The organism is Flavobacterium sp. PL002 (assembly GCF_054165825.1).
Genome location: NZ_CM135110.1, coordinates 902,362 through 924,217, shown reverse-complemented (window position 1 = coordinate 924,217; position 21,856 = coordinate 902,362). Strand labels below are relative to the sequence as shown.

General features: G+C 33.5%; 23 protein-coding genes. 21 read left to right on the top strand and 2 right to left on the bottom strand.

The genetic code is table 11. The annotated features are described in order from the left end of the window. Positions 1–8 precede the first annotated feature (8 nt). The 14 genes from rplO to ctlX all read left to right on the top strand — a co-directional run bounded on the left by rplO (position 9) and on the right by ctlX (position 11,505). The gene (gene rplO / locus ACVEGE_RS04035) at positions 9–461 is read left to right on the top strand and encodes a 50S ribosomal protein L15 (RefSeq protein WP_173852660.1); all 453 of its coding nucleotides are present in this window, start codon (positions 9–11) and stop codon (positions 459–461) included. A gap of 11 nt (positions 462–472) precedes the next feature. Beyond that, positions 473–1,819, top strand: coding sequence for a preprotein translocase subunit SecY (gene secY, locus ACVEGE_RS04030; protein WP_173852662.1), 1,347 nt, complete (start codon positions 473–475; stop codon positions 1,817–1,819). 4 nt (positions 1,820–1,823) lie between these two features. Beyond that, positions 1,824–2,039, top strand: a complete 216-nt coding sequence (gene infA / locus ACVEGE_RS04025; protein ID WP_007136545.1) for a translation initiation factor IF-1 — start codon at positions 1,824–1,826, stop codon at positions 2,037–2,039. Between the two features lie 12 nt (positions 2,040–2,051). Beyond that, complete coding sequence (gene ykgO, locus ACVEGE_RS04020; RefSeq protein ID WP_008992256.1) at positions 2,052–2,168, top strand: type B 50S ribosomal protein L36; 117 nt, start codon at positions 2,052–2,054, stop codon at positions 2,166–2,168. 2 nt (positions 2,169–2,170) lie between these two features. Continuing rightward, positions 2,171–2,545, top strand: a complete 375-nt coding sequence (gene rpsM, locus ACVEGE_RS04015; protein WP_173852664.1) for a 30S ribosomal protein S13 — start codon at positions 2,171–2,173, stop codon at positions 2,543–2,545. 8 nt (positions 2,546–2,553) lie between these two features. Then, positions 2,554–2,937, top strand: coding sequence for a 30S ribosomal protein S11 (gene rpsK, locus ACVEGE_RS04010; protein WP_024981527.1), 384 nt, complete (start codon positions 2,554–2,556; stop codon positions 2,935–2,937). A gap of 91 nt (positions 2,938–3,028) precedes the next feature. Beyond that, positions 3,029–3,634, top strand: coding sequence for a 30S ribosomal protein S4 (gene rpsD / locus ACVEGE_RS04005; protein ID WP_066334062.1), 606 nt, complete (start codon positions 3,029–3,031; stop codon positions 3,632–3,634). Between the two features lie 21 nt (positions 3,635–3,655). Next, the gene (locus ACVEGE_RS04000) at positions 3,656–4,648 is read left to right on the top strand and encodes a DNA-directed RNA polymerase subunit alpha (protein WP_026706997.1); all 993 of its coding nucleotides are present in this window, start codon (positions 3,656–3,658) and stop codon (positions 4,646–4,648) included. 63 nt (positions 4,649–4,711) lie between these two features. Beyond that, positions 4,712–5,200: a 50S ribosomal protein L17 gene (rplQ, locus tag ACVEGE_RS03995; RefSeq protein WP_187017216.1), complete on the top strand. Its 489-nt coding sequence runs from the start codon at positions 4,712–4,714 to the stop codon at positions 5,198–5,200. Positions 5,201–5,444: 244 nt separating this feature from the next. Next, positions 5,445–6,545: a glutamine-hydrolyzing carbamoyl-phosphate synthase small subunit gene (gene carA / locus ACVEGE_RS03990; RefSeq protein WP_192500704.1), complete on the top strand. Its 1,101-nt coding sequence runs from the start codon at positions 5,445–5,447 to the stop codon at positions 6,543–6,545. A 268-nt stretch (positions 6,546–6,813) separates the two neighbouring features. Next, entirely contained in the window at positions 6,814–8,106 is a 1,293-nt protein-coding gene (eno, locus tag ACVEGE_RS03985) for a phosphopyruvate hydratase (protein ID WP_173852670.1), read from the top strand. Between the two features lie 154 nt (positions 8,107–8,260). Then, complete coding sequence (locus ACVEGE_RS03980) at positions 8,261–9,541, top strand: citrate synthase (RefSeq protein WP_192499649.1); 1,281 nt, start codon at positions 8,261–8,263, stop codon at positions 9,539–9,541. 71 nt (positions 9,542–9,612) lie between these two features. Further along, entirely contained in the window at positions 9,613–10,527 is a 915-nt protein-coding gene (locus ACVEGE_RS03975) for a dimethylarginine dimethylaminohydrolase family protein (RefSeq protein ID WP_192499650.1), read from the top strand. A 42-nt stretch (positions 10,528–10,569) separates the two neighbouring features. Further along, the gene (gene ctlX / locus ACVEGE_RS03970) at positions 10,570–11,505 is read left to right on the top strand and encodes a citrulline utilization hydrolase CtlX (RefSeq protein WP_192499651.1); all 936 of its coding nucleotides are present in this window, start codon (positions 10,570–10,572) and stop codon (positions 11,503–11,505) included. 189 nt (positions 11,506–11,694) lie between these two features. Here ctlX and ACVEGE_RS03965 read toward each other — a convergent pair whose 3' ends face one another. Beyond that, positions 11,695–12,327 (bottom strand): MarC family NAAT transporter, encoded by a 633-nt coding sequence (locus ACVEGE_RS03965; protein ID WP_173852677.1) that lies wholly within the window; start codon positions 12,325–12,327, stop codon positions 11,695–11,697. 175 nt (positions 12,328–12,502) lie between these two features. On the opposite strand from ACVEGE_RS03965, the gene ACVEGE_RS03960 reads away from it, so the two are divergent. After that, positions 12,503–12,868: a CoA-binding protein gene (locus tag ACVEGE_RS03960; protein ID WP_173852679.1), complete on the top strand. Its 366-nt coding sequence runs from the start codon at positions 12,503–12,505 to the stop codon at positions 12,866–12,868. Positions 12,869–12,984: 116 nt separating this feature from the next. Here ACVEGE_RS03960 and ACVEGE_RS03955 read toward each other — a convergent pair whose 3' ends face one another. Beyond that, a complete protein-coding gene (locus ACVEGE_RS03955) occupies positions 12,985–14,493 on the bottom strand; it encodes a sodium:solute symporter (RefSeq protein WP_192499652.1) in 1,509 nt (502 codons plus the stop codon). 132 nt (positions 14,494–14,625) lie between these two features. Here ACVEGE_RS03955 and recR point away from each other — a divergent pair, with 132 nt between their 5' ends. The 6 genes from recR to ACVEGE_RS03925 all read left to right on the top strand — a co-directional run bounded on the left by recR (position 14,626) and on the right by ACVEGE_RS03925 (position 21,854). Beyond that, positions 14,626–15,246 (top strand): recombination mediator RecR, encoded by a 621-nt coding sequence (recR, locus tag ACVEGE_RS03950; protein WP_173857082.1) that lies wholly within the window; start codon positions 14,626–14,628, stop codon positions 15,244–15,246. A gap of 70 nt (positions 15,247–15,316) precedes the next feature. Continuing rightward, a complete protein-coding gene (locus ACVEGE_RS03945; protein WP_192499653.1) occupies positions 15,317–16,105 on the top strand; it encodes a polysaccharide biosynthesis/export family protein in 789 nt (262 codons plus the stop codon). Positions 16,106–16,121: 16 nt separating this feature from the next. Next, on the top strand, positions 16,122–18,581 hold the full coding sequence (locus ACVEGE_RS03940; RefSeq protein ID WP_192499654.1) for an exopolysaccharide transport family protein: 2,460 nt from the start codon (positions 16,122–16,124) through the stop codon (positions 18,579–18,581). Between the two features lie 28 nt (positions 18,582–18,609). Further along, the gene (locus tag ACVEGE_RS03935; protein ID WP_192499655.1) at positions 18,610–19,593 is read left to right on the top strand and encodes an SDR family oxidoreductase; all 984 of its coding nucleotides are present in this window, start codon (positions 18,610–18,612) and stop codon (positions 19,591–19,593) included. 334 nt (positions 19,594–19,927) lie between these two features. Continuing rightward, positions 19,928–21,319 carry a UDP-glucose 6-dehydrogenase gene (locus tag ACVEGE_RS03930; RefSeq protein ID WP_192499656.1) on the top strand — a complete coding sequence of 464 codons (1,392 nt, stop codon included), beginning with the start codon at positions 19,928–19,930 and terminating at the stop codon, positions 21,317–21,319. A 67-nt stretch (positions 21,320–21,386) separates the two neighbouring features. After that, complete coding sequence (locus ACVEGE_RS03925; protein WP_192499657.1) at positions 21,387–21,854, top strand: UpxY family transcription antiterminator; 468 nt, start codon at positions 21,387–21,389, stop codon at positions 21,852–21,854. The last annotated feature ends 2 nt before the right edge of the window (positions 21,855–21,856 follow it).

Genomic DNA, 21,856 nt, shown 5'->3' with positions numbered 1-21,856 from the left:
ATACTGTTATGAATTTAAGTAACTTACAACCAGCTGAAGGGTCAACGCACAATCAAAATAAAAGATTAGGTAGAGGAGAAGGTTCTGGAAAAGGTGGTACTTCTGCAAGAGGTCACAAAGGAGCAAAATCTCGTTCTGGTTATTCTAAAAAGATTGGTTTTGAGGGAGGGCAAATGCCACTTCAAAGACGTGTGCCTAAGTTTGGTTTCACAAACATCAACCGTAAAGATTACGAAGGTGTTAATCTAGATACAATCCAGTTATTAGTAGATAATGGAATCGTAACTGATTCTATCGATATGACAACATATGTTGCAAATCGTTTAGCTACTAAAAATGAAATTGTTAAGATTTTAGGAAGAGGAGAATTGAAAGCAAAATTAAAAGTAACCGCTCACAAATTTACTGCTACTGCAAAAGCTGCTATTGAAGCTGCTGGTGGAGAAGCTGTGACAATATAATTTTTCAATTTATGAAGAAATTTATTGAATCAATAAGCAATGTTTGGAAAATCGAGGAACTAAAAAACAGAATCCTAATTACATTAGGTCTGCTTTTAGTTTATCGTTTTGGAGCACATGTTACGCTGCCGGGAATCGATGCAACACAATTAACAAGTTTAGCTGGCCAAACCAAAAGTGGTATTGGATCTATTTTAGATATGTTTACTGGTGGTGCATTCTCTAAAGCGTCTGTTTTTGCTCTAGGAATTATGCCTTACATCTCGGCATCTATTGTAGTTCAGTTAATGGGAATTGCTATTCCTTATTTGCAAAAATTACAAAGTGACGGTGAAAGTGGTAGAAAAAAGATTAATCAGATAACACGTTGGTTGACGATAGGGATTACTCTACTTCAAGGCCCAACTTACATCTATAATCTATATAGAACTTTACCTAGTAGTGCATTTTTATTAGGGTTTAATTCTTTTGAATTCTTATTTTCTTCAGTAGTTATCTTAGTTACAGGTACAATTTTTGCCATGTGGTTAGGAGAAAAAATAACTGACAAAGGAATTGGAAATGGTATATCACTTTTAATTATGGTCGGTATACTTGCAAGATTTCCTCAAGCATTTATACAAGAATTTACAACTAGAGTTACAAATAACAACGGTGGACCAATGTTATTGGTTATTGAAATTATTATTTGGCTTTTAGTTATTGTTGCCTGTGTTTTATTAACTATGGCAATTAGAAAAATACCAGTTCAGTATGCACGTCGTACTACATCAGGTGATTATGAACAAGATTTAATGGGTGGTAACAGACAATGGATTCCTTTAAAGCTTAATGCTTCTGGAGTTATGCCTATTATTTTTGCTCAAGCAATTATGTTTATACCTGCTGCAGTTGCTGGGTTATCAAAATCAGATGCATCACAATCAATTGCTGGCGCTTTTAGTAATATGTTCGGTTTTTGGTATAATTTATTGTTTGCAACATTAATTGTTGTATTTACATTCTTTTATACTGCGATTACTGTTCCTACTAATAAAATGTCAGATGATCTAAAGAGAAGTGGTGGTTTTATTCCAGGTGTTAGACCAGGAGTTGAAACTTCAGAATTTTTAGATAAAGTGATGTCATTGATAACTTTCCCAGGATCTTTATTTCTTGCTTTAATAGCTGTGTTCCCAGCGATTGTTGTAAGTGTTATGGATGTTCAACAATCTTGGGCAATGTTTTTTGGGGGTACCTCATTAATCATTATGGTTGGTGTTGCAATTGATACAATTCAACAAATCAATTCATATTTGTTAAACAAACATTATGACGGTTTAATGAAAAGTGGAAAAAATAGAAAAGCAGTAGCTTAATTTTATGGCAAAACAATCAGCAATAGAACAAGACGGATCGATCATTGAAGCATTATCAAATGCTATGTTCCGTGTAGAATTAGAGAACGGACATATTGTAATTGCTCATATTTCTGGAAAAATGCGTATGCATTACATCAAATTATTACCTGGTGATAAAGTGAAATTAGAAATGAGCCCTTACGATTTGTCAAAAGCAAGAATTACTTATAGATATTAAAGGATATTCACTATGAAAGTTAGAGCATCAGTAAAAAAGAGAAGTCCCGAGTGCAAAATTGTGCGTAGAAAAGGGAGATTGTACGTTATAAACAAAAAGAATCCTAGATTTAAACAAAGACAAGGATAATTATGGCAAGAATAGCAGGGGTAGATATCCCAAAAAATAAGAGAGGTGTTATAGCACTTACCTACATCTTCGGATTAGGAAAAAGTAGAGCTATTGAGATTTTAGAAAAAGCTCAAGTAAGCCAAGACAAAAAAGTTCAAGATTGGAATGATGACGAAATCGGAGCAATTCGTGAAGTAGTTGGTTCATTTAAAATTGAAGGAGAATTACGTTCTGAAGTTTCTTTAAACATCAAACGTTTAATGGATATTGGTTGTTATAGAGGTATTCGTCATAGAACTGGTCTTCCTTTAAGAGGGCAAAGAACTAAGAATAACTCTAGAACTAGAAAAGGTAAAAGAAAAACTGTTGCGAACAAGAAAAAAGCAACTAAATAATAAGTAATATGGCTAAAGCAACTGCAAAAAAACGTAAAGTTATCGTTGAATCAACGGGAGAAGCTCATATTTCTGCTACCTTCAATAACATCATCATTTCTTTGACAAACAAAAAAGGTGAAGTTATTTCTTGGTCTTCAGCTGGTAAAATGGGTTTTAGAGGTTCTAAAAAGAACACTCCATACGCGGCTCAAATGGCAGCAGAAGATTGTAGTAAAGTAGCTCTTGAAGCAGGACTTAAAAAAGTGAAAGTTTATGTTAAAGGACCAGGTAACGGACGTGAGTCTGCTATTCGATCTTTACATAACGGTGGAATTGAAGTTACAGAGATTATCGATGTTACTCCAATGCCTCACAATGGATGTCGTCCTCCAAAAAGACGTAGAGTTTAATAATATATTTAAGTATAACTAGGTAGAATATACGATTATCGAAGGATATGACCTGAATTCATAATCTCTACCTTAATTTAATTTTTTAGAAATGGCAAGATATACTGGTCCAAAAACTAGAATTGCTCGTAAATTTGGCGAAGCAATATTCGGAGATGACAAAGCATTCGAAAGAAGAAGCTACCCACCTGGACAACACGGGATGGCCAAAAAAAGAGGTAAAAAATCTGAATATGCAATCCAGTTAATGGAAAAGCAAAAAGCTAAATATTCTTATGGAATTTTAGAAAAACAATTCAGAGGTTTATTTAAAAAAGCATCAGCTACTAAAGGAGTTACTGGTGAAGTTCTTTTACAATTATGTGAAGCTAGATTAGATAACGTAGTATTCAGAATGGGTATTGCTCCATCTCGTAGAGGTGCTAGACAATTAGTTTCTCACAGACACATCACTGTAAACGGTGATGTTGTAAATATAGCTTCTTACCACCTTAAACCTGGTGATAAAGTTGCTGTTCGTGAAAAGTCTAAATCTTTAGAAGCAATCGAACGTTCTTTATCTAATTCAAGTCATGTTTATGAATGGATTACTTGGAATAATGACGTTAAAGAAGGTACTTTTGTTTCTGTACCTGCTAGACTTCAAATTCCAGAAAACATTAAAGAACAATTAATCGTAGAGTTGTACAACAAATAATAATTGACTTAGTCGAAATTTATGGCAATATTTAATTTTCAGAAGCCCGATAAAGTTATCATGATTGATTCAACTGATTTTGAAGGAAAGTTTGAATTCAGACCTTTAGAACCAGGATACGGATTAACCGTTGGTAATGCACTTAGAAGAGTTTTGCTTTCAGCATTAGAAGGTTATGCAATTACATCTGTTCGCATAGAAGGTGTAGATCATGAGTTTTCTACTATTTCAGGAGTTGTTGAAGACGTTACCGAAATTATTCTTAATCTTAAACAGGTACGTTTTAAACGTCAAATTGAAGATATAGATAATGAAGCAGTTACTATTTCTGTTTCTGGTAAAGATCAATTAACAGCTGGTGATTTTCAAAAATTTATCTCAGGTTTCCAAGTTTTGAATCCAGAACTAGTAATTTGTAATTTAGATAGTAAAATCAAACTGAATTTCGATTTAACAATCGAAAAAGGTAGAGGATATGTTCCTGCTGAAGAGAACAAAAAACAGAATGCTGCAATTGGAACCATTTTTACAGATTCTATTTTTACTCCGGTAAAAAATGTAAAATATGCAATAGAAAACTTCCGTGTAGAGCAAAAAACAGATTATGAAAAATTAGTTTTTGAAATTAAAACTGATGGTTCTATTAATCCAAAAGATGCCCTTACTGAAGCTGCTAAAGTTTTAATTCACCACTTCATGTTGTTCTCTGATGAAAGAATTACACTTGAGGCTGATGAAATTGCACAAACAGAATCGTATGATGAAGAATCATTACATATGAGACAATTGCTTAAAACTAAGCTTGTTGATATGGATTTATCTGTTAGAGCATTAAATTGTTTGAAAGCGGCTGAAGTTGATACACTTGGAGATTTAGTATCTTTCAATAAAAATGACCTAATGAAATTCCGTAATTTTGGTAAAAAATCTTTAACTGAACTAGATGAACTAGTTGCTGTTAAGAATTTAACCTTCGGTATGGACTTAGCGAAATACAAATTAGATAAAGAATAAATTACTTCATATTTTGATCTCCAAAGCGGATAGTATCAAGATGAAAGTATAAAAATACACGTCATGAGACACGGAAAAAAATTCAACCACTTAAGCAGACAGACAGCACATAGAAAATCTATGTTAGCTAATATGGCTTGTTCTCTTATTGAGCACAAACGTATTAACACTACTGTTGCTAAAGCAAAAGCGCTTAAACAATTTGTTGAGCCTTTAATAACAAAATCAAAATCAGATACGACTCACAATCGTCGTATTGTTTTTGCTTATTTACGTAGCAAATATGCCGTAACTGATTTATTCAGAGACGTAGCTGCTAAAGTAGGAGACCGTCCAGGTGGATACACTCGTATCATTAAAGTTGGAAATCGTTTGGGAGATAATGCTGATATGGCAATGATCGAACTTGTAGATTTCAATGAACTTTATAATGGAGGTAAAAAAGAAGTTAAAAAAGCTAAAAGCCGTCGTGGTGGAAAAGCAAAAAAAGGTGATGAAGCTACTGAAGCTCCAGCTGCTGAAACTGAAACATCTACTGACGCTGCTGAATAGTTATGAAAATAATCATTCAATAAAAATTAAGGATAAGCTATTTATAGTTTATCCTTTTTTTTTGCTTTTTTTGGAATCCAACTATTTCTTATTTATCTAATAATTAATTTTAATTGTTCGTCTGGTTGGTATCCTTATTTTTACTCAACATAATTACAGATTTAACTTTTTTGTTTTATAATAAAATTTAAAAATTTGCTTCCATTATATTAAAAAATTAAATTTGCACTATATTTAACTACACATGAAATATACAACACGACAAAGCGCTGTCCTTTTATTAAGCGATGGTACAATTTTTCACGGAAAATCAATTGGAATTAGCGGAACTACTTTTGGTGAAGTTTGTTTTAATACTGGGATGACAGGGTATCAAGAAATTTTTACTGATCCATCTTATTTTGGGCAAATTATGGTTACTACTAATCCTCATATTGGGAATTATGGTGTCAACGACAATGAAGTCGAATCAGACGGGATTAAAATTGCTGGTTTAGTTTGCAAAAACTTTAGCTTTAATTATTCTCGCGAGGATGCTTCTGGTAGTCTAGAAGATTATTTTCAAAAAGAAAACTTAATTTGTATTTCAGATGTTGATACACGTGCTTTAGTTAGCTACATTAGAGATAATGGAGCGATGAATGCAGTTATTTGTACAGATGGAACTGCTGTTGAGGATTTGAAAATAGCATTACAAAATGTACCTGACATGAAAGGGTTAGAATTGGCTTCTAAAGTTTCTACTAAAGAACCTTATTTTTATGGTGATGAAAACGCGAAGTATAAAGTGTCTGCTTTAGATCTTGGGATTAAAACAAACATATTACGTAATCTGGCTAAAAGAGATTGCTATATAAAGGTTTTTCCTTTCGATTCTTCTTTTGAAGAAATGGCTGCTTTTAATCCTAATGGTTATTTCTTGTCTAATGGTCCTGGAGATCCAGAACCACTTTCTAATGCTATAGAGGTTGCAAGGAGTATAATAAAATCTGATATTCCTTTATTTGGTATCTGTTTAGGGCATCAGGTTATAGGTTTGGCTAATGGTGTTTCTACTTATAAAATGTTTAATGGCCACCGTGGTATAAATCATCCCGTTAAGAATTTAATTTCTGGTAAGGGAGAAATAACTTCTCAAAATCATGGTTTTGCTGTAAATAAAGAGGAATTAGAGCGTAATAATGATTTAGAGATAACTCATGTGCATTTAAATGACGGAACAGTTGCTGGAATGAGAATGAAGAATAAAAAATGTTTTTCGGTGCAATACCATCCTGAAGCGAGTCCTGGACCTCATGATTCTTCGTATCTTTTTGATGAGTTTATCGAGAGTTTGAAAGGCTAATAATATAAAAAAAAAGGATAATATTAAGTTTGAATATTATCCTTTTTTTTTATATTGTTGATATTAAATCGTGGCTATATACTAACGTTATGTTTTTTTATATTAAAAATATAAGATAAAAAAATCTTTGTATTTTTATCTTTATCATTTTTATTTTGTTTTTTAAAAAAAAATTATAACGTTTTCGTTAATAACATTCACTTTTTTTCATAAAATCATAAGAAAAGATAGAATATATTTGTAATATAAAATTTAAAAATAAAGTAATATGAGTATTATTATTAAAATTCACGCAAGACAAATTTTCGATTCAAGAGGAAATCCTACTATCGAAGTAGATGTAATTACTGATAATGGCGTTTTAGGAAGAGCTGCTGTTCCTTCTGGGGCATCAACTGGTGAGCATGAAGCAGTAGAGTTACGTGATGGTGGAAAAGCTTACTTAGGAAAAGGAGTTTTGAATGCAGTGAAAAATGTTAATACAATCATTGCTGATGAGTTATTAGGCACTTCGGTTTTTGAACAAAACTTGATTGATCAAACTATGATTAATCTTGACGGTACGCCTAATAAATCTAATTTAGGAGCGAATGCAATTTTAGGTGTTTCTCTTGCTGTTGCAAAAGCGGCTGCAAATGAATTAGGATTGCCTTTGTATAGATATGTAGGTGGGGTTTCGGCGAATACTTTGCCGGTACCAATGATGAATATTATAAATGGTGGATCACACTCTGATGCGCCTATCGCATTTCAAGAGTTTATGATTTTTCCTGTAAAAGCAACTTCTTTTACTCATGCTATGCAAATGGGGACAGAGATTTTTCATAGTTTGAAAAAAGTATTACACGATAGAGGATTAAGTACAGCTGTAGGTGATGAAGGTGGTTTTGCACCAAATTTACCTGGAGGTACTGAAGACGCTTTGGATACAATCAAAAAAGCAGTTGAAAATGCAGGTTACACTTTTGGAGATGAAATTATGATTGCCTTAGATTGTGCTGCTGCGGAATTTTATGTAAACGGTAAATATGATTATTCTAAATTTGAAGGAGAAACTGGAAAAATTAGATCATCAGCAGAGCAAGTTGATTATTTAGCTGAATTAGCGGCTAAATATCCTATTATCTCAATCGAAGATGGTATGGATGAAAATGACTGGGATGGTTGGAAGTTATTGACCGAAAAAATTGGAGATAAAGTACAATTAGTAGGGGATGATTTATTTGTAACTAACGTAGCGCGCTTGTCTAGAGGAATTGAAGAAGGAATTGCAAATTCAATTTTGATTAAAGTAAATCAAATTGGAACTTTAACGGAAACAATTGCAGCGGTAAATATGGCTAAGAATGCAGGTTATACTTCTGTGATGTCACACCGTTCAGGGGAGACTGAAGATAATACAATTGCTGATTTAGCAGTAGCTTTAAACTGTGGCCAAATAAAAACAGGTTCAGCATCTCGTTCTGATCGTATGGCTAAATACAATCAATTACTTAGAATCGAAGAAGAATTAGGTGATACGGCTTATTTCCCTGGGAAAAAAGCATTTAAGATTAATTAATTTAAGAAATAGTCTCTTAAAAAGCCATTCACTCAACACGGATGGCTTTTTTTGTAAAATTTAACAATATCATTGTGTTTTTCTCTTTTTAATTAATGTTATTATCCTTAGATTTGGTAAATTATTAAATATAAAGATTTATTTCCAAAATATTATGTCAAAAACAGCTATATTAGAAATTGATGGTAAGAAATTTGAGTTTCCGATGGTTAAAGGAAGCGAAAATGAAGAAGCTATCGATATAAACAAATTAAGAGATTTAACTGGTGTTATCACTTTAGATCCAGGGTATAAGAATTCAGGTTCTTGTACAAGTAAAATTACTTTCCTTGATGGAGAACTTGGGATTTTACGTTACAGAGGATATTCTATTGAAGATTTAGCTGAAAAAGCAGACTTCTTAGAAGTTTCTTATTTATTGATTTTTGGAGAGCTTCCTACTGCTTCACAGTTAGAACAGTTTGAAGAAGATATCAGAAAACATACACTGGTTAATGAAGAAATGAAAAACATCATTGATGGTTTTCCTAGAACAGCACACCCAATGGGAGTTTTAGCTGCTTTAACAAGTGCGTTAACTGCATTTAATCCTAAGTCTGTTAATGTAGATAATGAAAAAGAAATGTACCACGCTGTTTGTAAAACAATGGGTAAATTTTTAGTTATCGCTACTTGGACTTATAGAAAAAGTATGGGATATCCTTTAAATTATTATGATAATACTAAAGGGTATGTTGAAAATTTCATGCGATTAATGTTTGAATTGCCTACTCAGCCTTACAAACCAAACCCAATTGTAATTGATGCACTAGATAAGTTATTTATACTTCATGCTGATCATGAGCAAAACTGTTCTACTTCTACGGTAAGAATGGTTGGTTCTTCTCACGCAGGATTATTCGCTTCAATTTCTGCAGGAGTTTCGGCATTATGGGGGCCTCTTCACGGTGGTGCTAATCAAGCGGTACTTGAAATGTTAGAGGAAATCAATAAAAATGGTGGGGATACTGATGCTTATTTGGCTAAAGCCAAAGATAAAAATGATCCGTTCCGTTTAATGGGTTTTGGTCATAGGGTATATAAAAACTTTGATCCACGTGCAAGAATTATAAAAAAAGCAGCAAAAGAGGTTTTAGAAACTTTAGGAGTTGAAGATCCAATTCTTGAAATTGCTAAAAAATTAGAAGCAGCTGCTTTAGAAGATGAATACTTCAAATCAAGAAACCTATATCCTAATGTTGATTTCTATTCAGGAATTATATATAGAGCATTAGGAATACCTACTGATATGTTTACAGTAATGTTTGCTATTGGACGTTTACCAGGTTGGATCGCACAATGGAAAGAAATGCGTGAAAACAAAGAGCCTATAGGAAGGCCAAGACAGGTTTACACAGGTTCTACCTTAAGAGAATTCAAAAAAGGAGAAAAATAAAATAATCTGCTTAAAAGCCTCACTAAATAGTGAGGCTTTTTTTTTACCTTTGTCCAAATTAATAACGCTATATGTTAGAATTAAAAGTAAATAACGAAACGTCAAAGCTACAAGCAGTAGTATTAGGTAGTGCTAATAATAATGGACCTACACCTTCTGTAGAGGAAGCGTATGATCCAAAATCATTAGAACATATATTGGCAGGAACTTATCCAGTAGAGCAAGATATGATTGAAGAAATGGATGCTTTTTATACTGTTTTAAAAAAATACAATGTAACTGTTTTTAGACCAGAGTTAATAGAAAATTACAATCAGATTTTCTCTCGTGATATTGGTTTTGTTATTGATGATGTTTTTGTTAAAGCAAACATTTTGCCTGAAAGAGAAAGAGAGTTAGACGCTATTCAATATGTTATTGATAAAATGGATCCTAAAAAAGTAGTGCGTCCGCCGGAAGAAGTACATATTGAAGGTGGTGATGTGATGCTTTGGAACGATTATATTTTTATTGGTACTTACAAGGGGAGTGATTATAAAGATTATATGACTGCTCGTACTAATAAAGAAGGAGTTCAATTTATAAAAGAGTTGTTCCCTAACAAAATAGTGAAAGAATTTGATTTAGTAAAATCAAAGTTAGAAGCGAGAGACAACGCTTTGCATTTAGATTGTTGTTTTCAACCTGTAGGGAAAGACAAGGGAATTATTTATAAAAGTGGTTTTAGAGAAGAGGCAGACTATTTGTACTTGGTGAACCTTTTTGGAAAGGAAAATTTATTCCACATTACAAGAGACGAAATGTACACGATGAATTCGAATGTTTTTTCGATAGATTCAAATGTTGTTGTATCTGAACGAAATTTTACTAGATTGAATAATTGGTTGCGTTCTAATGATTTTATCGTCGAAGAGATTCCTTACGCAGAAATTTCAAAACAAGAAGGATTATTGCGCTGTTCTACTTTGCCTTTAATTAGAGGTTAATTGTTCGATTTGCTAAATAGAATGCTATAAAAAAAATATAAAATGAAACAAACTACTAATTCAATTTTGATGATTCGTCCAGTGGCGTTTCGTATGAATGAACAAACAGCAGTGAATAATTATTATCAAAAAGTTCTTGACGGACTTTTGCCTGCTACGGTTAATGCTAAAGCACAACAAGAATTTGACGATTTTGTAAATAAATTAAGAGCAGTAGGTGTTGATGTAACTGTTGTTGATGATACTTTAAACCCAGATACACCAGATAGTATTTTTCCTAATAACTGGGTTTCTTTCCATGAAAATGGGGATGTTGCACTTTACCCTATGTTTGCTGAGAACCGTCGTGTTGAACGTCGTGAAGAAATCTTAGATCAATTAGAGGAAAAAGGATTTAAGATCGATACTATTGTAGACTATACTTCTGCTGAAGAAGATGGTTTTTTCTTAGAAGGTACGGGTAGTTTGTTATTAGATAGAGCAAATGAAAAAGCCTATTGTGCTTTGTCGCCAAGAGCTGACGAAGAGTTGTTTATCGAATTCTGTGAAGATTTTGATTATGCACCAGTAGTATTCGAAGCTTTTCAAACAGTTGATGGTGAACGTAAACTTATTTACCACACTAATGTAATGATGTGTTTAGGGGAGACTTTTGCTGTAATTTGTGCAGAATGTATCGATGATAAGAAAGAGCGTAAAATGGTTCTTGATAATTTAAAGGATGACGGAAAAGAAGTTATTTTAATCACTGAAGCTCAAGTAAATAATTTTGCTGGGAACATGTTAGAAGTTCGTGGAGCAGCTGATAAAAGATACTTAGTGATGAGTGCTGCGGCGCATACAAGTTTGACTGCTAAGCAAATTGAGCAATTAGAAAAACATGCTACAATCCTTAGTTCTAGTTTAGATACTATTGAAGCATGTGGAGGCGGAAGTGCTCGTTGCATGATGGCAGAGATATTTTTGCCAAAAGCATAATAGTACCTAAAACTATTTAAATATATAGTCCAGCCTAATTTTTATCACTTCGAGCGCATTAGAGATACGCGAGTGGTTCTCGACTCTGCTCGAATTATCAATTGGGATTTTTTATGATTAGTATTGTTATAGCTTAACTTTTACATAAAAAAAAACACCTTCAGTATTTGGAGGTGTTTTTTTAGTTTGTTATTTCATGAAATTCGTTTGTACAATTGTTATAATTGAGCTGATGATGTATTGTATCCCAATTGCAATAACTATAAAACCTACAATTCTGGAAATAGCTACAATTCCTGAAGCCCCAAGGATTTTGGCTAAATAATGAGCACTTCGTAAAGTGATAAAAATAGCAATTGCAACAGCAAGTATCGCTAGAATACATATTATAATGTCAGATAGGGTGTTGTGTTCATGATAGAAAGCAATCAATAATGAAATTGATCCTGGTCCAGCGAGCATGGGGATTGCGAGTGGAGTTAAGGCAATGTCGTTTCTTCTTTGTGCGTCGTTTTCAACTTTTTTATTAACCCCTCTTTTTTTGTTGAAATTTCCTGTAAGCAATGAAAACCCTGACGTGGCAATAATAATTCCTCCTGCAATTCGAAGCGCTTCTATGCTAATTCCGAAAAAAGTCAACACATATTCTCCAAAGAAAAACGAAATAATCAATATTATAAAGACATTAATAGCTGTCCATAATGAAATTCTGGAACGCTCGCTTTTACTGTCGTCCATTGTTAAGCCAACAAAAATAGGCACGGTTCCAATAGGATTTAAGACGGAAAATAAAGCAGCAAATAGGTAAATAAAAAGTTCCATGTTTTTTTGGCGAAATTAGTTTGTTAGTGTTGTTGCGTGTGCTTTCAATAGATTAAGAAAAGGTTATCGTTTGTCCCTTTTTTTATTGCTAATGCAAAAGCAGAAAAGAAAGATATTAATTTTAATTGAAATGAACTATACTATTTTAGTACTTTTGTAGAAAAATATTCAAGTAATGAAAAATAAAAAAACTTTAGTTCTTGGTGCATCCACAAAACCAGAGCGATACGCCTTTAAGGCAATTACCATGCTTACTGAAAAAGGACACTCTGTTCTTGCTATTGGGCAAAATGCAGGTGAAGTTGCCGGAGTTAAAATTAAAACTAAAGCCATTCCGTTATCAAATATAGATACTGTGAGTTTGTATTTAAACCCAGCACGTCAACGTGATTATTACAACTATATCGTAGAGGCAAAACCAAAACGCGTTATTTTTAATCCTGGAACCGAAAATCCTGAGTTGGTTCAGTTATTAACATTGAATAATATCAAATCAGAAGTTGCTTGTACATTAGTGCTTTTGACTACTAATAGGTATTAATTTCTTTAGGAGCTAATCCTGCTATTTGTTATACCCGAGCAAAGCGAACTGACGAAGTAATCATTCTCTTTTTCTTTAAAAGAGAAAGGATTTTTTACTGCTATCAGGCTAAAAAATTAAAATGAGACCTTTTCAGTAGTGGGTTTACTGATTATAAGTAGACCTAAAAATGTTATCAGTCCATTGATAATGATAAGTTCGTTGTCAAAAACATATCCAAAAAATAAGCTTTTCGAATTTTCGCTAATTAAGAAAGTCAAAGCTGGAGATACTACACAAATAAAAGGTACTAGTTTGTCTGTAACGGTTTTGGATTTCATAAATAATCCAAAACTGTATAGTCCTAGTAGTGGTCCATACGTATAAGAGGCTACTCTAAAGATCATTCCTACAACTGAGCTGTCATTCACGGCGTTAAAAAAGATAATTACAAAAAACATCAATAATGAAAACCCTACGTGAACAAAGTGTCTTGTTCTTACCACGTTTGGTTTGTTGAGATTTTCTGTTTTATCCATTGCTAAAAAATCAACACAAAAAGAAGTGGTTAGTGCGGTTAAAGCAGAATCAGTAGTGGCAAATGTCGCTGCTGTCAATCCTAGTAGAAATACCACCGAAGGAATTATCGTTAAGTGGTGAAAAGCAATTTCTGGAAAAAGAAGATCGGTTCTTGGTTTGCCTGTGATTAAATCTGTAGGTACTGCTATGCCATTTTTAGCGGCAAAAATATACAGTAAAGCTCCTACGCTCAAAAAGAAAATATTTATCAAAACAAATATTACTGTAAAGCTGTACATGTTTTTTTGTGCTTCTTTAATCGTTGCACAACTTAAGTTTTTTTGCATTAAGTCTTGATCTAATCCCACCATGGCTATGGTCACGAATATTCCGCCTAGAATTTGTTTTACAAAATGAAACTTACTAGAGACAAAATCATCAAAGAAAAATATCTTAGAATAATTACTGTTTTTTACTTCTTCAAATGCTTCTACCATATTCAGGTTCATGCTCTGACAAATAAAATAAATAGTCATAAATACGGATGTCACTAAAAAAAATGTTTGCAAGGTATCCGTGATAATGATGGTCTTTAATCCACCACGGTAAGTGTAGGCGAAAATTAATGCTAACGAAATCATTACAGTGGCTGCAAACGGAATGCCATAAAAATCAAAAACGTAGCGTTGTAAAACAATTACCACAAGATAAAGTCTAAAAGCAGAACCTATTGTTCTACTAATCAAGAATATCGTAGCTGCAGTTTTATAGGAGTACGTGCCTAGTCTGCGTTCAATATAACCATAAATTGAAGTCAGGTTCAGGCGGTAGTATAAAGGGAGTAATATTTTGGCAATAATCAGGAAACCAATAGCGTTCCCTAAAACAAATTGAAAGTATTTAAACTGTTCTCCACTAGGAGCGCCTACTTCACCAGGCACTGAAATAAAGGTTACGCCAGATAAGGCTGTTCCAATCATTCCAAAAGCAACTAAGTACCATTTAGAGTTTTTATTGGCTTTAAAAAACGCTTCGTTTCCATTGTCTTTTCTACTGGTAAAATGAGAGATTGTAAACAGTATCCCAAAATAAATAATGATTAGCGTGAGTATTGTAAATGGAGTCATTGCTTGGTTTTTGCAGACCAAAATACAATTTTTTGTTTAATGCGCTATTTATCCCTTGAATTATTTGATAAAAGGCGCTTAATGCGAAATTTTACTTATTAGTAAAGTAAACAATTTGCTACCTTTGCAGCTATGGAATTTTCATCAAAATTAATAGAAAAAGCAGTTAATGAAATTGCACAATTACCGGGGATAGGTAAGCGATCTGCTTTGCGTTTAGTGCTTCATTTGCTAAAGCAGCCCAAAGAGCAAACCACTTTTTTGTCGCAAGCATTAGTGCAAATGCGTGCGGATATTAAATATTGTGAGCAGTGTCATAATATTTCTGATAGTGCTGTTTGTGAAATTTGTGCCAATAAAAATAGGGATCACCAACTGGTTTGTGTTGTAGAAGACATTAGAGATGTAATGGCAATTGAAAATACAGGACAATATAAAGGTGTTTATCATGTTTTAGGAGGGAAGATTTCTCCTATTGATGGAGTGGGGCCTAGCCAGTTAAAAATAACCACTTTAGTCGAAAAAGTAAAACAAGCTAAGGTGTCTGAAATAATTTTTGCCTTGAGCTCTACTATGGAAGGAGATACCACTAATTTTTATATTTACAAACAAATTGCTGATTCAGGTATTTTAATGTCGACTATTGCACGCGGAATAGCGGTGGGGGATGAGCTAGAATATGCTGATGAAGTTACTTTAGGACGTAGTATTTTGCATCGGGTTCCCTTTGAAAAGTCTTTCAAAAATAATTAATTGTCTTAATAAATAACGAAACTTTTTATATAAAAAATGAAAAGCTATATTTGTTATCTAAAATAAAAAAATGAATAGATATACTTTCTTTTTATTCCTAAGTATTAGCGTATTATTTAGCTCTTGTATCCCTACACAGGATTTGATTTATTTGCAAAAAAAAGACGGTGATGAGTTAACAAATTCGATTAAAGAAGTTGTTGCTAAGCCCTATCGATTGCAAACAAATGATGTTTTAAGTATAAATATAAAAGCGATTGACCCTAAGTTAGTTGCGATTTTTAATACTACTGAAGATGCAACTTCTGAAAAATCTGCTGATGGATTGTATTTTAGTGGTTTTACTGTAGACGATCACGGTACTATTAGAATGCCTATGCTGGGTGAAGTAAATGTAATTGGATATACACTAGATGAAGTTAGAAAAAAAATTGAGGGCCAATTACTGTCAGAGTATTTTAAGAAAGAAGCCAATATATTTGTTACAGTTAAGTTAGCAGGATTTAGGTATACAATTAATGGCGAAGTGGGAAGTACAGGAACTAAAGTTTTGTTCCAAGACAATGTAAATATCATGGAAGCTATAGCAAATGCAGGAGATATTTCAATAACAGGAAACCGAAAAAAGGTTACTATCATTAGACAAACACCTACAGGTAGTGAGTTGCACGATATTGACCTTACTGATAGGGCGGTAATGCAATCACCTTATTTTTACCTGCAACCTAATGATTATATTTATGTAAAGCCGCTTAAGCAAAAAACTTGGGGAACAGGAAAAACAGGAATTGAATCCTTAGGGACTATTATTACCTTATTGTCACTTGCAACAACTACTTTCTTATTACTTAGGAATTAAAAACAGACTATAAATAATGTTAGATATAAAAGACTTTTCAATTTTTGAAAACCAGGCAAGCTTTGATTTTAAAGGCTTCTTGATGAAGATTGCTGGTTATTGGAAATGGTTTTTATTGAGTTTGATAATCTCCTTTACTATTGCCTATCAGGTAAATATTCGAAAAGAAAAAATTTACGCAATGGAAACCCTTATTTCTGTAAAGGAAGAGAATAATCCCTTGTTTACTTCGACTACCAGTTTGGTTTTTAACTGGGGTGGTATTTCTGATCAAGTACAAACTATTTCAACTACATTACAGTCAAGATCGCATAACGAATTAGTGGTTGAAAATCTTCAGTTTTATATTGATTATTTGGTTCAAGGCAAATATAATTTAACAGATGCCTATGGTGCCGTTCCTTTTTATGTCACTATTGATAAGACTAAGGGGCAACTTGCGGGAGGGCTTATTGGAATCAAATTTATAAATGAAAGCGAGTATGAAATTCGTATTCCGTTTGAACAAAATAGTGTTTCCATACTTACTTATTCTGATAATTCCTATGCAACAACAGCTGTTGCTGAAGGAGAATTTGTAAAAAGGTATAAAGTAGGTCAGCAGGTTTCTTTGCCTTTTTTAAATTGGAAATTACAAATAAAAGACGCTCCAGGTTTTTATAAAGGAAACGAGTATTTTGTACGTTTTAATGATTTTAATGGTACTGTATCGGGCTATAAAGGTATCAATGTGCGTTCTGATGATAAGGGGAGTTCCATCATCACCTTAGGGATGCAGGGGACTAATAAAGCAAGAATGGTTACTTATCTTAATGCGACAGTAAAAATGTTAATTAAGAGACAGCTGGATAGTAAAAATCAATTTGCTACTAACACCATAGCCTTCATAGACAGTACTTTGGTTTCTATGGAATCTCAGTTAAAAGAAACTGGTAATGAGTTAAAAACATTTAGAAAGGATAAAAATATTTATGATATTGAAGAAGGCGGTGCTAAGTTTTCGGATAAAATTCTTGAATTTGATGTTCAAAAAGACGAATTAACACGTAAAGTGGCTTACTACAATTCTTTAAAAGCCTATTTGAGAAATAGTGTTGATTATGCAAAACTTCCTGCGCCTTCAGTTGCGGGCATCGAAGATCCTAATATTGTGACTAATGTATCTAAGTTAATTGCATTGTCTACCCAGCGCTCTGAAATGGCTTATGCTGTGAAAAGTGATAAAATATTTAAGGATTTTGACAATCAAATGGCTGCCATTAAGAATGTTCTTTTAGAGAATATTGCTTCTGCTAAATCGTCGCTTCAGTACGACCTTGCGATGGTTACTAATAAGATTAATCAAGCAGAGGGAAGTATTAAAAAACTACCAGATGACCAACAAGAGTTGATTAAAATTAAAAGAAAATACGATTTAAGCGACAATATCTACAGTACATTTTTACAAAAAAGAAGCGAGGCGGATATCGTAAAAGCAGCCAATTTATCAGACATTCATTTTATTGATCCTGCTAAAGATGTTGGCGGAGGATTAGTAGGGCCAAAAACATCTGTGAATTACGTTATGGCTTTATTTTTAGGATTATTGTTTCCCCTGCTGTTTGTCTTTGCAATGTTCTTCATAAATAACTCGATTCAAAATGTCGAGGATATCAATAAATTAACTAAAATTCCGTTAATAGGAGTTGTAGGCTTGTTGAAAGAATCAAGTGATTTAGCAGTTTTTGATAAACCGAAGTCGGCTTTATCAGAATCTTTTAGAGCGATTCGGTCTTCGCTACAATTTTTGTATAAAAAACAAGATGTAGAAGGGGCAAAAACATTAATGATTACGTCTTCAGTAGGAGGTGAAGGAAAAACTTTTTGTTCAATAAATATCGCTACAGTTTTTGCTTTAAGCGAAAAAAAGACTGTCATTGTAGGTATGGATTTAAGGAAACCAAAGCTTTTTGATGAGTTTAATTTAAAAAATGATTTGGGTGTAGTGAATTATTTGATCAAACAAAAAACAATAGAAGAGATCACAAATCCTACTCAAATACCCTATCTTGACGTTATCCTTTCAGGACCAGTGCCGCCTAACCCTTCAGAGCTTATTATTAGTGATAGCATGGGTGAATTTATTGAAGAATTAAAGAAAAAATACGATTATATTATATTGGATACACCTCCTGTAGGGTTGGTGTCTGATGCTTTAGAACTGTCTCAATTTTCAGATGTTTCTTTGTATATTGTGAGGCAGAACTATTCTAAAAAAGAAATGATAACATTATTAAACAACCGAATTAAAAGAGGGGAATTAAATAATGTAAGTATCATTTTAAATGGTTTCCAGAACAAAGCAAAATATGGCGCAGGATATGGCTATGGAGGCGGTTATGGTTATTATGATACTGGCGGTTATGGTAACGGTTATCATGAAGTTGAAACGAAAAAAACTTTTTTAAGTACACTAGTAAAGCGGTTCAAGAAATAAATAATAAGCAGAAATAATAGAAAAGATTATGACAGAAGGAACGAATAATAAGATATTGATTACTGGTGGTGCTGGATTTATAGGATCCAATTTATGTGAGTATTTTTTATCCAAAGGACATGAAGTAACTTGCTTGGATAATTTTGCTACGGGACACAAGCATAATTTAGCGAATTGCATTGATAACCCAAAATTCACCTTAATTGAAGGTGATATTCGTAATGCGGCTGATTGTGAAAAAGCAGTAAAAGATAAAGATTTCGTTTTTCACCAAGCCGCTTTAGGTTCGGTGCCACGTTCTATAAATGATCCAATTACTACAAATGATGTGAATGTTTCGGGTTTTTTAACTATGTTAGTTGCTTCAAGAGATGCTAAAGTTAAACGATTTATTTATGCAGCAAGTTCTTCTACTTATGGTGATTCAGAAGGTTTGCCAAAGGTTGAAGCCGTGATTGGAAAACCGTTGTCACCTTATGCAATAACAAAATACGTAAATGAGCTATATGCTGAGATTTTTAGTAAAACGTATGGTATTGAAACAATAGGATTGCGTTATTTTAATGTTTTTGGAAGAAAGCAAGATCCTAACGGAGCTTATGCCGCTGTGATTCCGAAATTTGTAATGCAATTAATGCAATTAGAATCTCCTAAAATTAATGGTGACGGAAATTATTCAAGAGATTTTACTTATATAGACAATGTGATTCAAATGAATGAGTTGGCTATGAATACTATCAATAGCGCAGCAGTAAATACCGTTTACAATACTGCTTTTGGTGATAGAAATACATTAAACGATTTAATGCGTTATTTAAAAGAGTTTTTGTCAAAATACAACCCTGAAATTGCCAATGTAGTTCCAGAATATGGCCCTAATAGAGCAGGTGATATTCCGCATTCCTTGGCGAGTATCAATAAGGCAAAGGAATTGTTAGGGTATGCTCCTCAATTTTCGTTACAAGAAGGTTTACAAGAAGCAGTAGCTTGGTATTGGGATAATTTGAAGTAGTCTTTTTGACGAGAGTTGGTTGTTGTAAGAGTGAAGAGGTAATAAAAAAGAGGCACTAGGCAATAGCCATTAGGCAATAGAAAAGAGGCGCTAGGCATTAGGATGTAGGCAATAGAAATGAGTAAAGAGGCAATGGAAAAAAGTCACTAGGCACTAGGCATTAGCCATTAGGCAATAGGTAATAGTAAAGAGGCCTAGGCATTAGGATGTAGGCAATAGAAATGAGGAAAGAGGCATTTGGCAATGGAAAAGGATGTGGGTAATAGCCAATAGGGAAGAGGCACTAGCAAATAGGCAAGTAAGCAAGAATAAAGAAGTAAGAAAAAATAAAAAAATGAAGATTACAAAAATTTGTTGCATTGGTGCAGGATATGTAGGGGGACCTACTATGGCTGTAATTGCACAAAAATGTCCGCACATACAAGTTACTGTTGTTGATTTAAACGAAGAGCGAATTGCTGCTTGGAATGATGATGACGTAAATAATATTCCGATATACGAACCAGGACTTGCTGAAGTTGTTGCCGATGCTAGAGGGAGAAACTTATTTTTCTCAACAGATGTAGATAAGGCTATAGCCGAGGCGCAGGTGATTTTTATCTCGGTAAATACACCTACAAAGACCTACGGAAAAGGGAAAGGAATGGCAGCCGATTTAAAGTTTATCGAGTTGTGCGCTAGACAAATTGCTAGAGTTGCTAAAGAGGATAAAATAGTAGTTGAGAAATCAACGTTGCCTGTAAGAACAGCAGAGGCTATTAAAAGTATTTTAGATAATACGGGTAATGGAGTGCAATTTCAAATTCTTTCAAATCCAGAATTTTTGGCTGAAGGAACTGCGGTTACTGATTTATTAAACCCAGATCGTATATTAATTGGGGGTGATACTTCGTTAGAAGGGCAAGATGCAATTGACTCATTAGTTGAAGTTTACGCCAACTGGGTTGCAAAGGATAAGATTTTGACAACTAATGTTTGGTCATCAGAATTATCGAAACTCACGGCAAATGCTTTTTTGGCACAACGCATCTCTTCGATAAACGCAATGTCTGAACTGTGTGAAAAAACGGGAGCAGATGTCAGTGAAGTAGCCAAAGCAATAGGAATGGACAGTAGGATAGGGGCTAAGTTTTTAAAAGCATCTGTTGGTTTTGGTGGTTCTTGTTTCCAAAAAGATATTTTAAATTTAGTGTATATCGCTAAATCGTATGGTTTGAATGAAGTTGCTGATTATTGGGAGCAGGTGATTATTATGAATGATTACCAAAAAAGACGTTTCTCTAATAACATTGTCCAAACATTGTACAATACCGTTTCGGGTAAAAAAATTACTTTCTTGGGATGGGCATTTAAAAAAGATACGAATGACACTAGAGAATCAGCTGCTATCTACGTAGCAGATGATTTGATTAATGAAGAAGCGCAAATTGCTGTTTTTGATCCAAAGGTTACTGAGAAAAAAGTTTTAGCAGATTTGAATTATTTAGCAACACGTCCCTCCGATAAAAATAAAAATTTTGTACACTCTTTTGAGGATCCTTACGAAGCATGTAAAGGAGCACATGCTATTGCTGTTTTGACCGAATGGGATGAGTTCAAAGAATACAATTGGCAAACAATCTACGATGGAATGCAAAAACCCGCTTTTATTTTTGATGGACGAAATATTTTGAATGGAGCTGAACTGAAAAAAATTGGTTTTATTTATCAAGGAATTGGTGCTTAACTATTTTAACAGTATCTTTTAAAATAAAAAATTGCTTGCGCAGTTATGAATAGTTAATATAGAGAAAATGAACTGGTACGTAGTCTATACAAAACCGAAATGGGAGAAGAAAGTAGCGGCCCAATTAAACACAATGGGAATAACATGTTATTGTCCTTTGATAATTCAAATTAGGCAATGGACTGATAGAAAGAAAAAAGTAGCAGTGCCTCTTTTTAATTCGTATGTTTTTGTTCGTTTAGAAGAAAAAGATAGGAATTTAGTTTTTCAATCAGCAGGTGCAGTGCGTTACTTGTTTTGGTTGGGGAAAGCGGCCATAGTAAAAGATGACGAAATTGCTACGATACAAAAATGGTTGGATAGCTCAGATGAATATGATATTAGTGTTGATCAAATAAAAATAGGTGATACGATCACGCTTGATTCGGGGCCGTTTGTCTCTCAAAAAGCCACCGTGCAAGAGATCAACAGTAATCATTACTTACTTGTTTTAGAAACGTTGGGTTGTGTGCTTAAAATTAATTACAATAGATAGAA

Excerpts from the sequence above, each read along its gene's own strand:
- rplO (WP_173852660.1), top strand. The coding sequence starts at position 9 with ATGAATTTAAGTAACTTACAACCAGCTGAAGGGTCAACGCACAATCAA.
- secY (WP_173852662.1), top strand. The coding sequence starts at position 473 with ATGAAGAAATTTATTGAATCAATAAGCAATGTTTGGAAAATCGAGGAA.
- infA (WP_007136545.1), top strand. The coding sequence starts at position 1,824 with ATGGCAAAACAATCAGCAATAGAACAAGACGGATCGATCATTGAAGCA.
- ykgO (WP_008992256.1), top strand. The coding sequence starts at position 2,052 with ATGAAAGTTAGAGCATCAGTAAAAAAGAGAAGTCCCGAGTGCAAAATT.
- rpsM (WP_173852664.1), top strand. The coding sequence starts at position 2,171 with ATGGCAAGAATAGCAGGGGTAGATATCCCAAAAAATAAGAGAGGTGTT.
- rpsK (WP_024981527.1), top strand. The coding sequence starts at position 2,554 with ATGGCTAAAGCAACTGCAAAAAAACGTAAAGTTATCGTTGAATCAACG.
- rpsD (WP_066334062.1), top strand. The coding sequence starts at position 3,029 with ATGGCAAGATATACTGGTCCAAAAACTAGAATTGCTCGTAAATTTGGC.
- ACVEGE_RS04000 (WP_026706997.1), top strand. The coding sequence starts at position 3,656 with ATGGCAATATTTAATTTTCAGAAGCCCGATAAAGTTATCATGATTGAT.
- rplQ (WP_187017216.1), top strand. The coding sequence starts at position 4,712 with ATGAGACACGGAAAAAAATTCAACCACTTAAGCAGACAGACAGCACAT.
- carA (WP_192500704.1), top strand. The coding sequence starts at position 5,445 with ATGAAATATACAACACGACAAAGCGCTGTCCTTTTATTAAGCGATGGT.
- eno (WP_173852670.1), top strand. The coding sequence starts at position 6,814 with ATGAGTATTATTATTAAAATTCACGCAAGACAAATTTTCGATTCAAGA.
- ACVEGE_RS03980 (WP_192499649.1), top strand. The coding sequence starts at position 8,261 with ATGTCAAAAACAGCTATATTAGAAATTGATGGTAAGAAATTTGAGTTT.
- ACVEGE_RS03975 (WP_192499650.1), top strand. The coding sequence starts at position 9,613 with ATGTTAGAATTAAAAGTAAATAACGAAACGTCAAAGCTACAAGCAGTA.
- ctlX (WP_192499651.1), top strand. The coding sequence starts at position 10,570 with ATGAAACAAACTACTAATTCAATTTTGATGATTCGTCCAGTGGCGTTT.
- ACVEGE_RS03965 (WP_173852677.1), bottom strand. The coding sequence starts at position 12,327 with ATGGAACTTTTTATTTACCTATTTGCTGCTTTATTTTCCGTCTTAAAT.
- ACVEGE_RS03960 (WP_173852679.1), top strand. The coding sequence starts at position 12,503 with ATGAAAAATAAAAAAACTTTAGTTCTTGGTGCATCCACAAAACCAGAG.
- ACVEGE_RS03955 (WP_192499652.1), bottom strand. The coding sequence starts at position 14,493 with ATGACTCCATTTACAATACTCACGCTAATCATTATTTATTTTGGGATA.
- recR (WP_173857082.1), top strand. The coding sequence starts at position 14,626 with ATGGAATTTTCATCAAAATTAATAGAAAAAGCAGTTAATGAAATTGCA.
- ACVEGE_RS03945 (WP_192499653.1), top strand. The coding sequence starts at position 15,317 with ATGAATAGATATACTTTCTTTTTATTCCTAAGTATTAGCGTATTATTT.
- ACVEGE_RS03940 (WP_192499654.1), top strand. The coding sequence starts at position 16,122 with ATGTTAGATATAAAAGACTTTTCAATTTTTGAAAACCAGGCAAGCTTT.
- ACVEGE_RS03935 (WP_192499655.1), top strand. The coding sequence starts at position 18,610 with ATGACAGAAGGAACGAATAATAAGATATTGATTACTGGTGGTGCTGGA.
- ACVEGE_RS03930 (WP_192499656.1), top strand. The coding sequence starts at position 19,928 with ATGAAGATTACAAAAATTTGTTGCATTGGTGCAGGATATGTAGGGGGA.
- ACVEGE_RS03925 (WP_192499657.1), top strand. The coding sequence starts at position 21,387 with ATGAACTGGTACGTAGTCTATACAAAACCGAAATGGGAGAAGAAAGTA.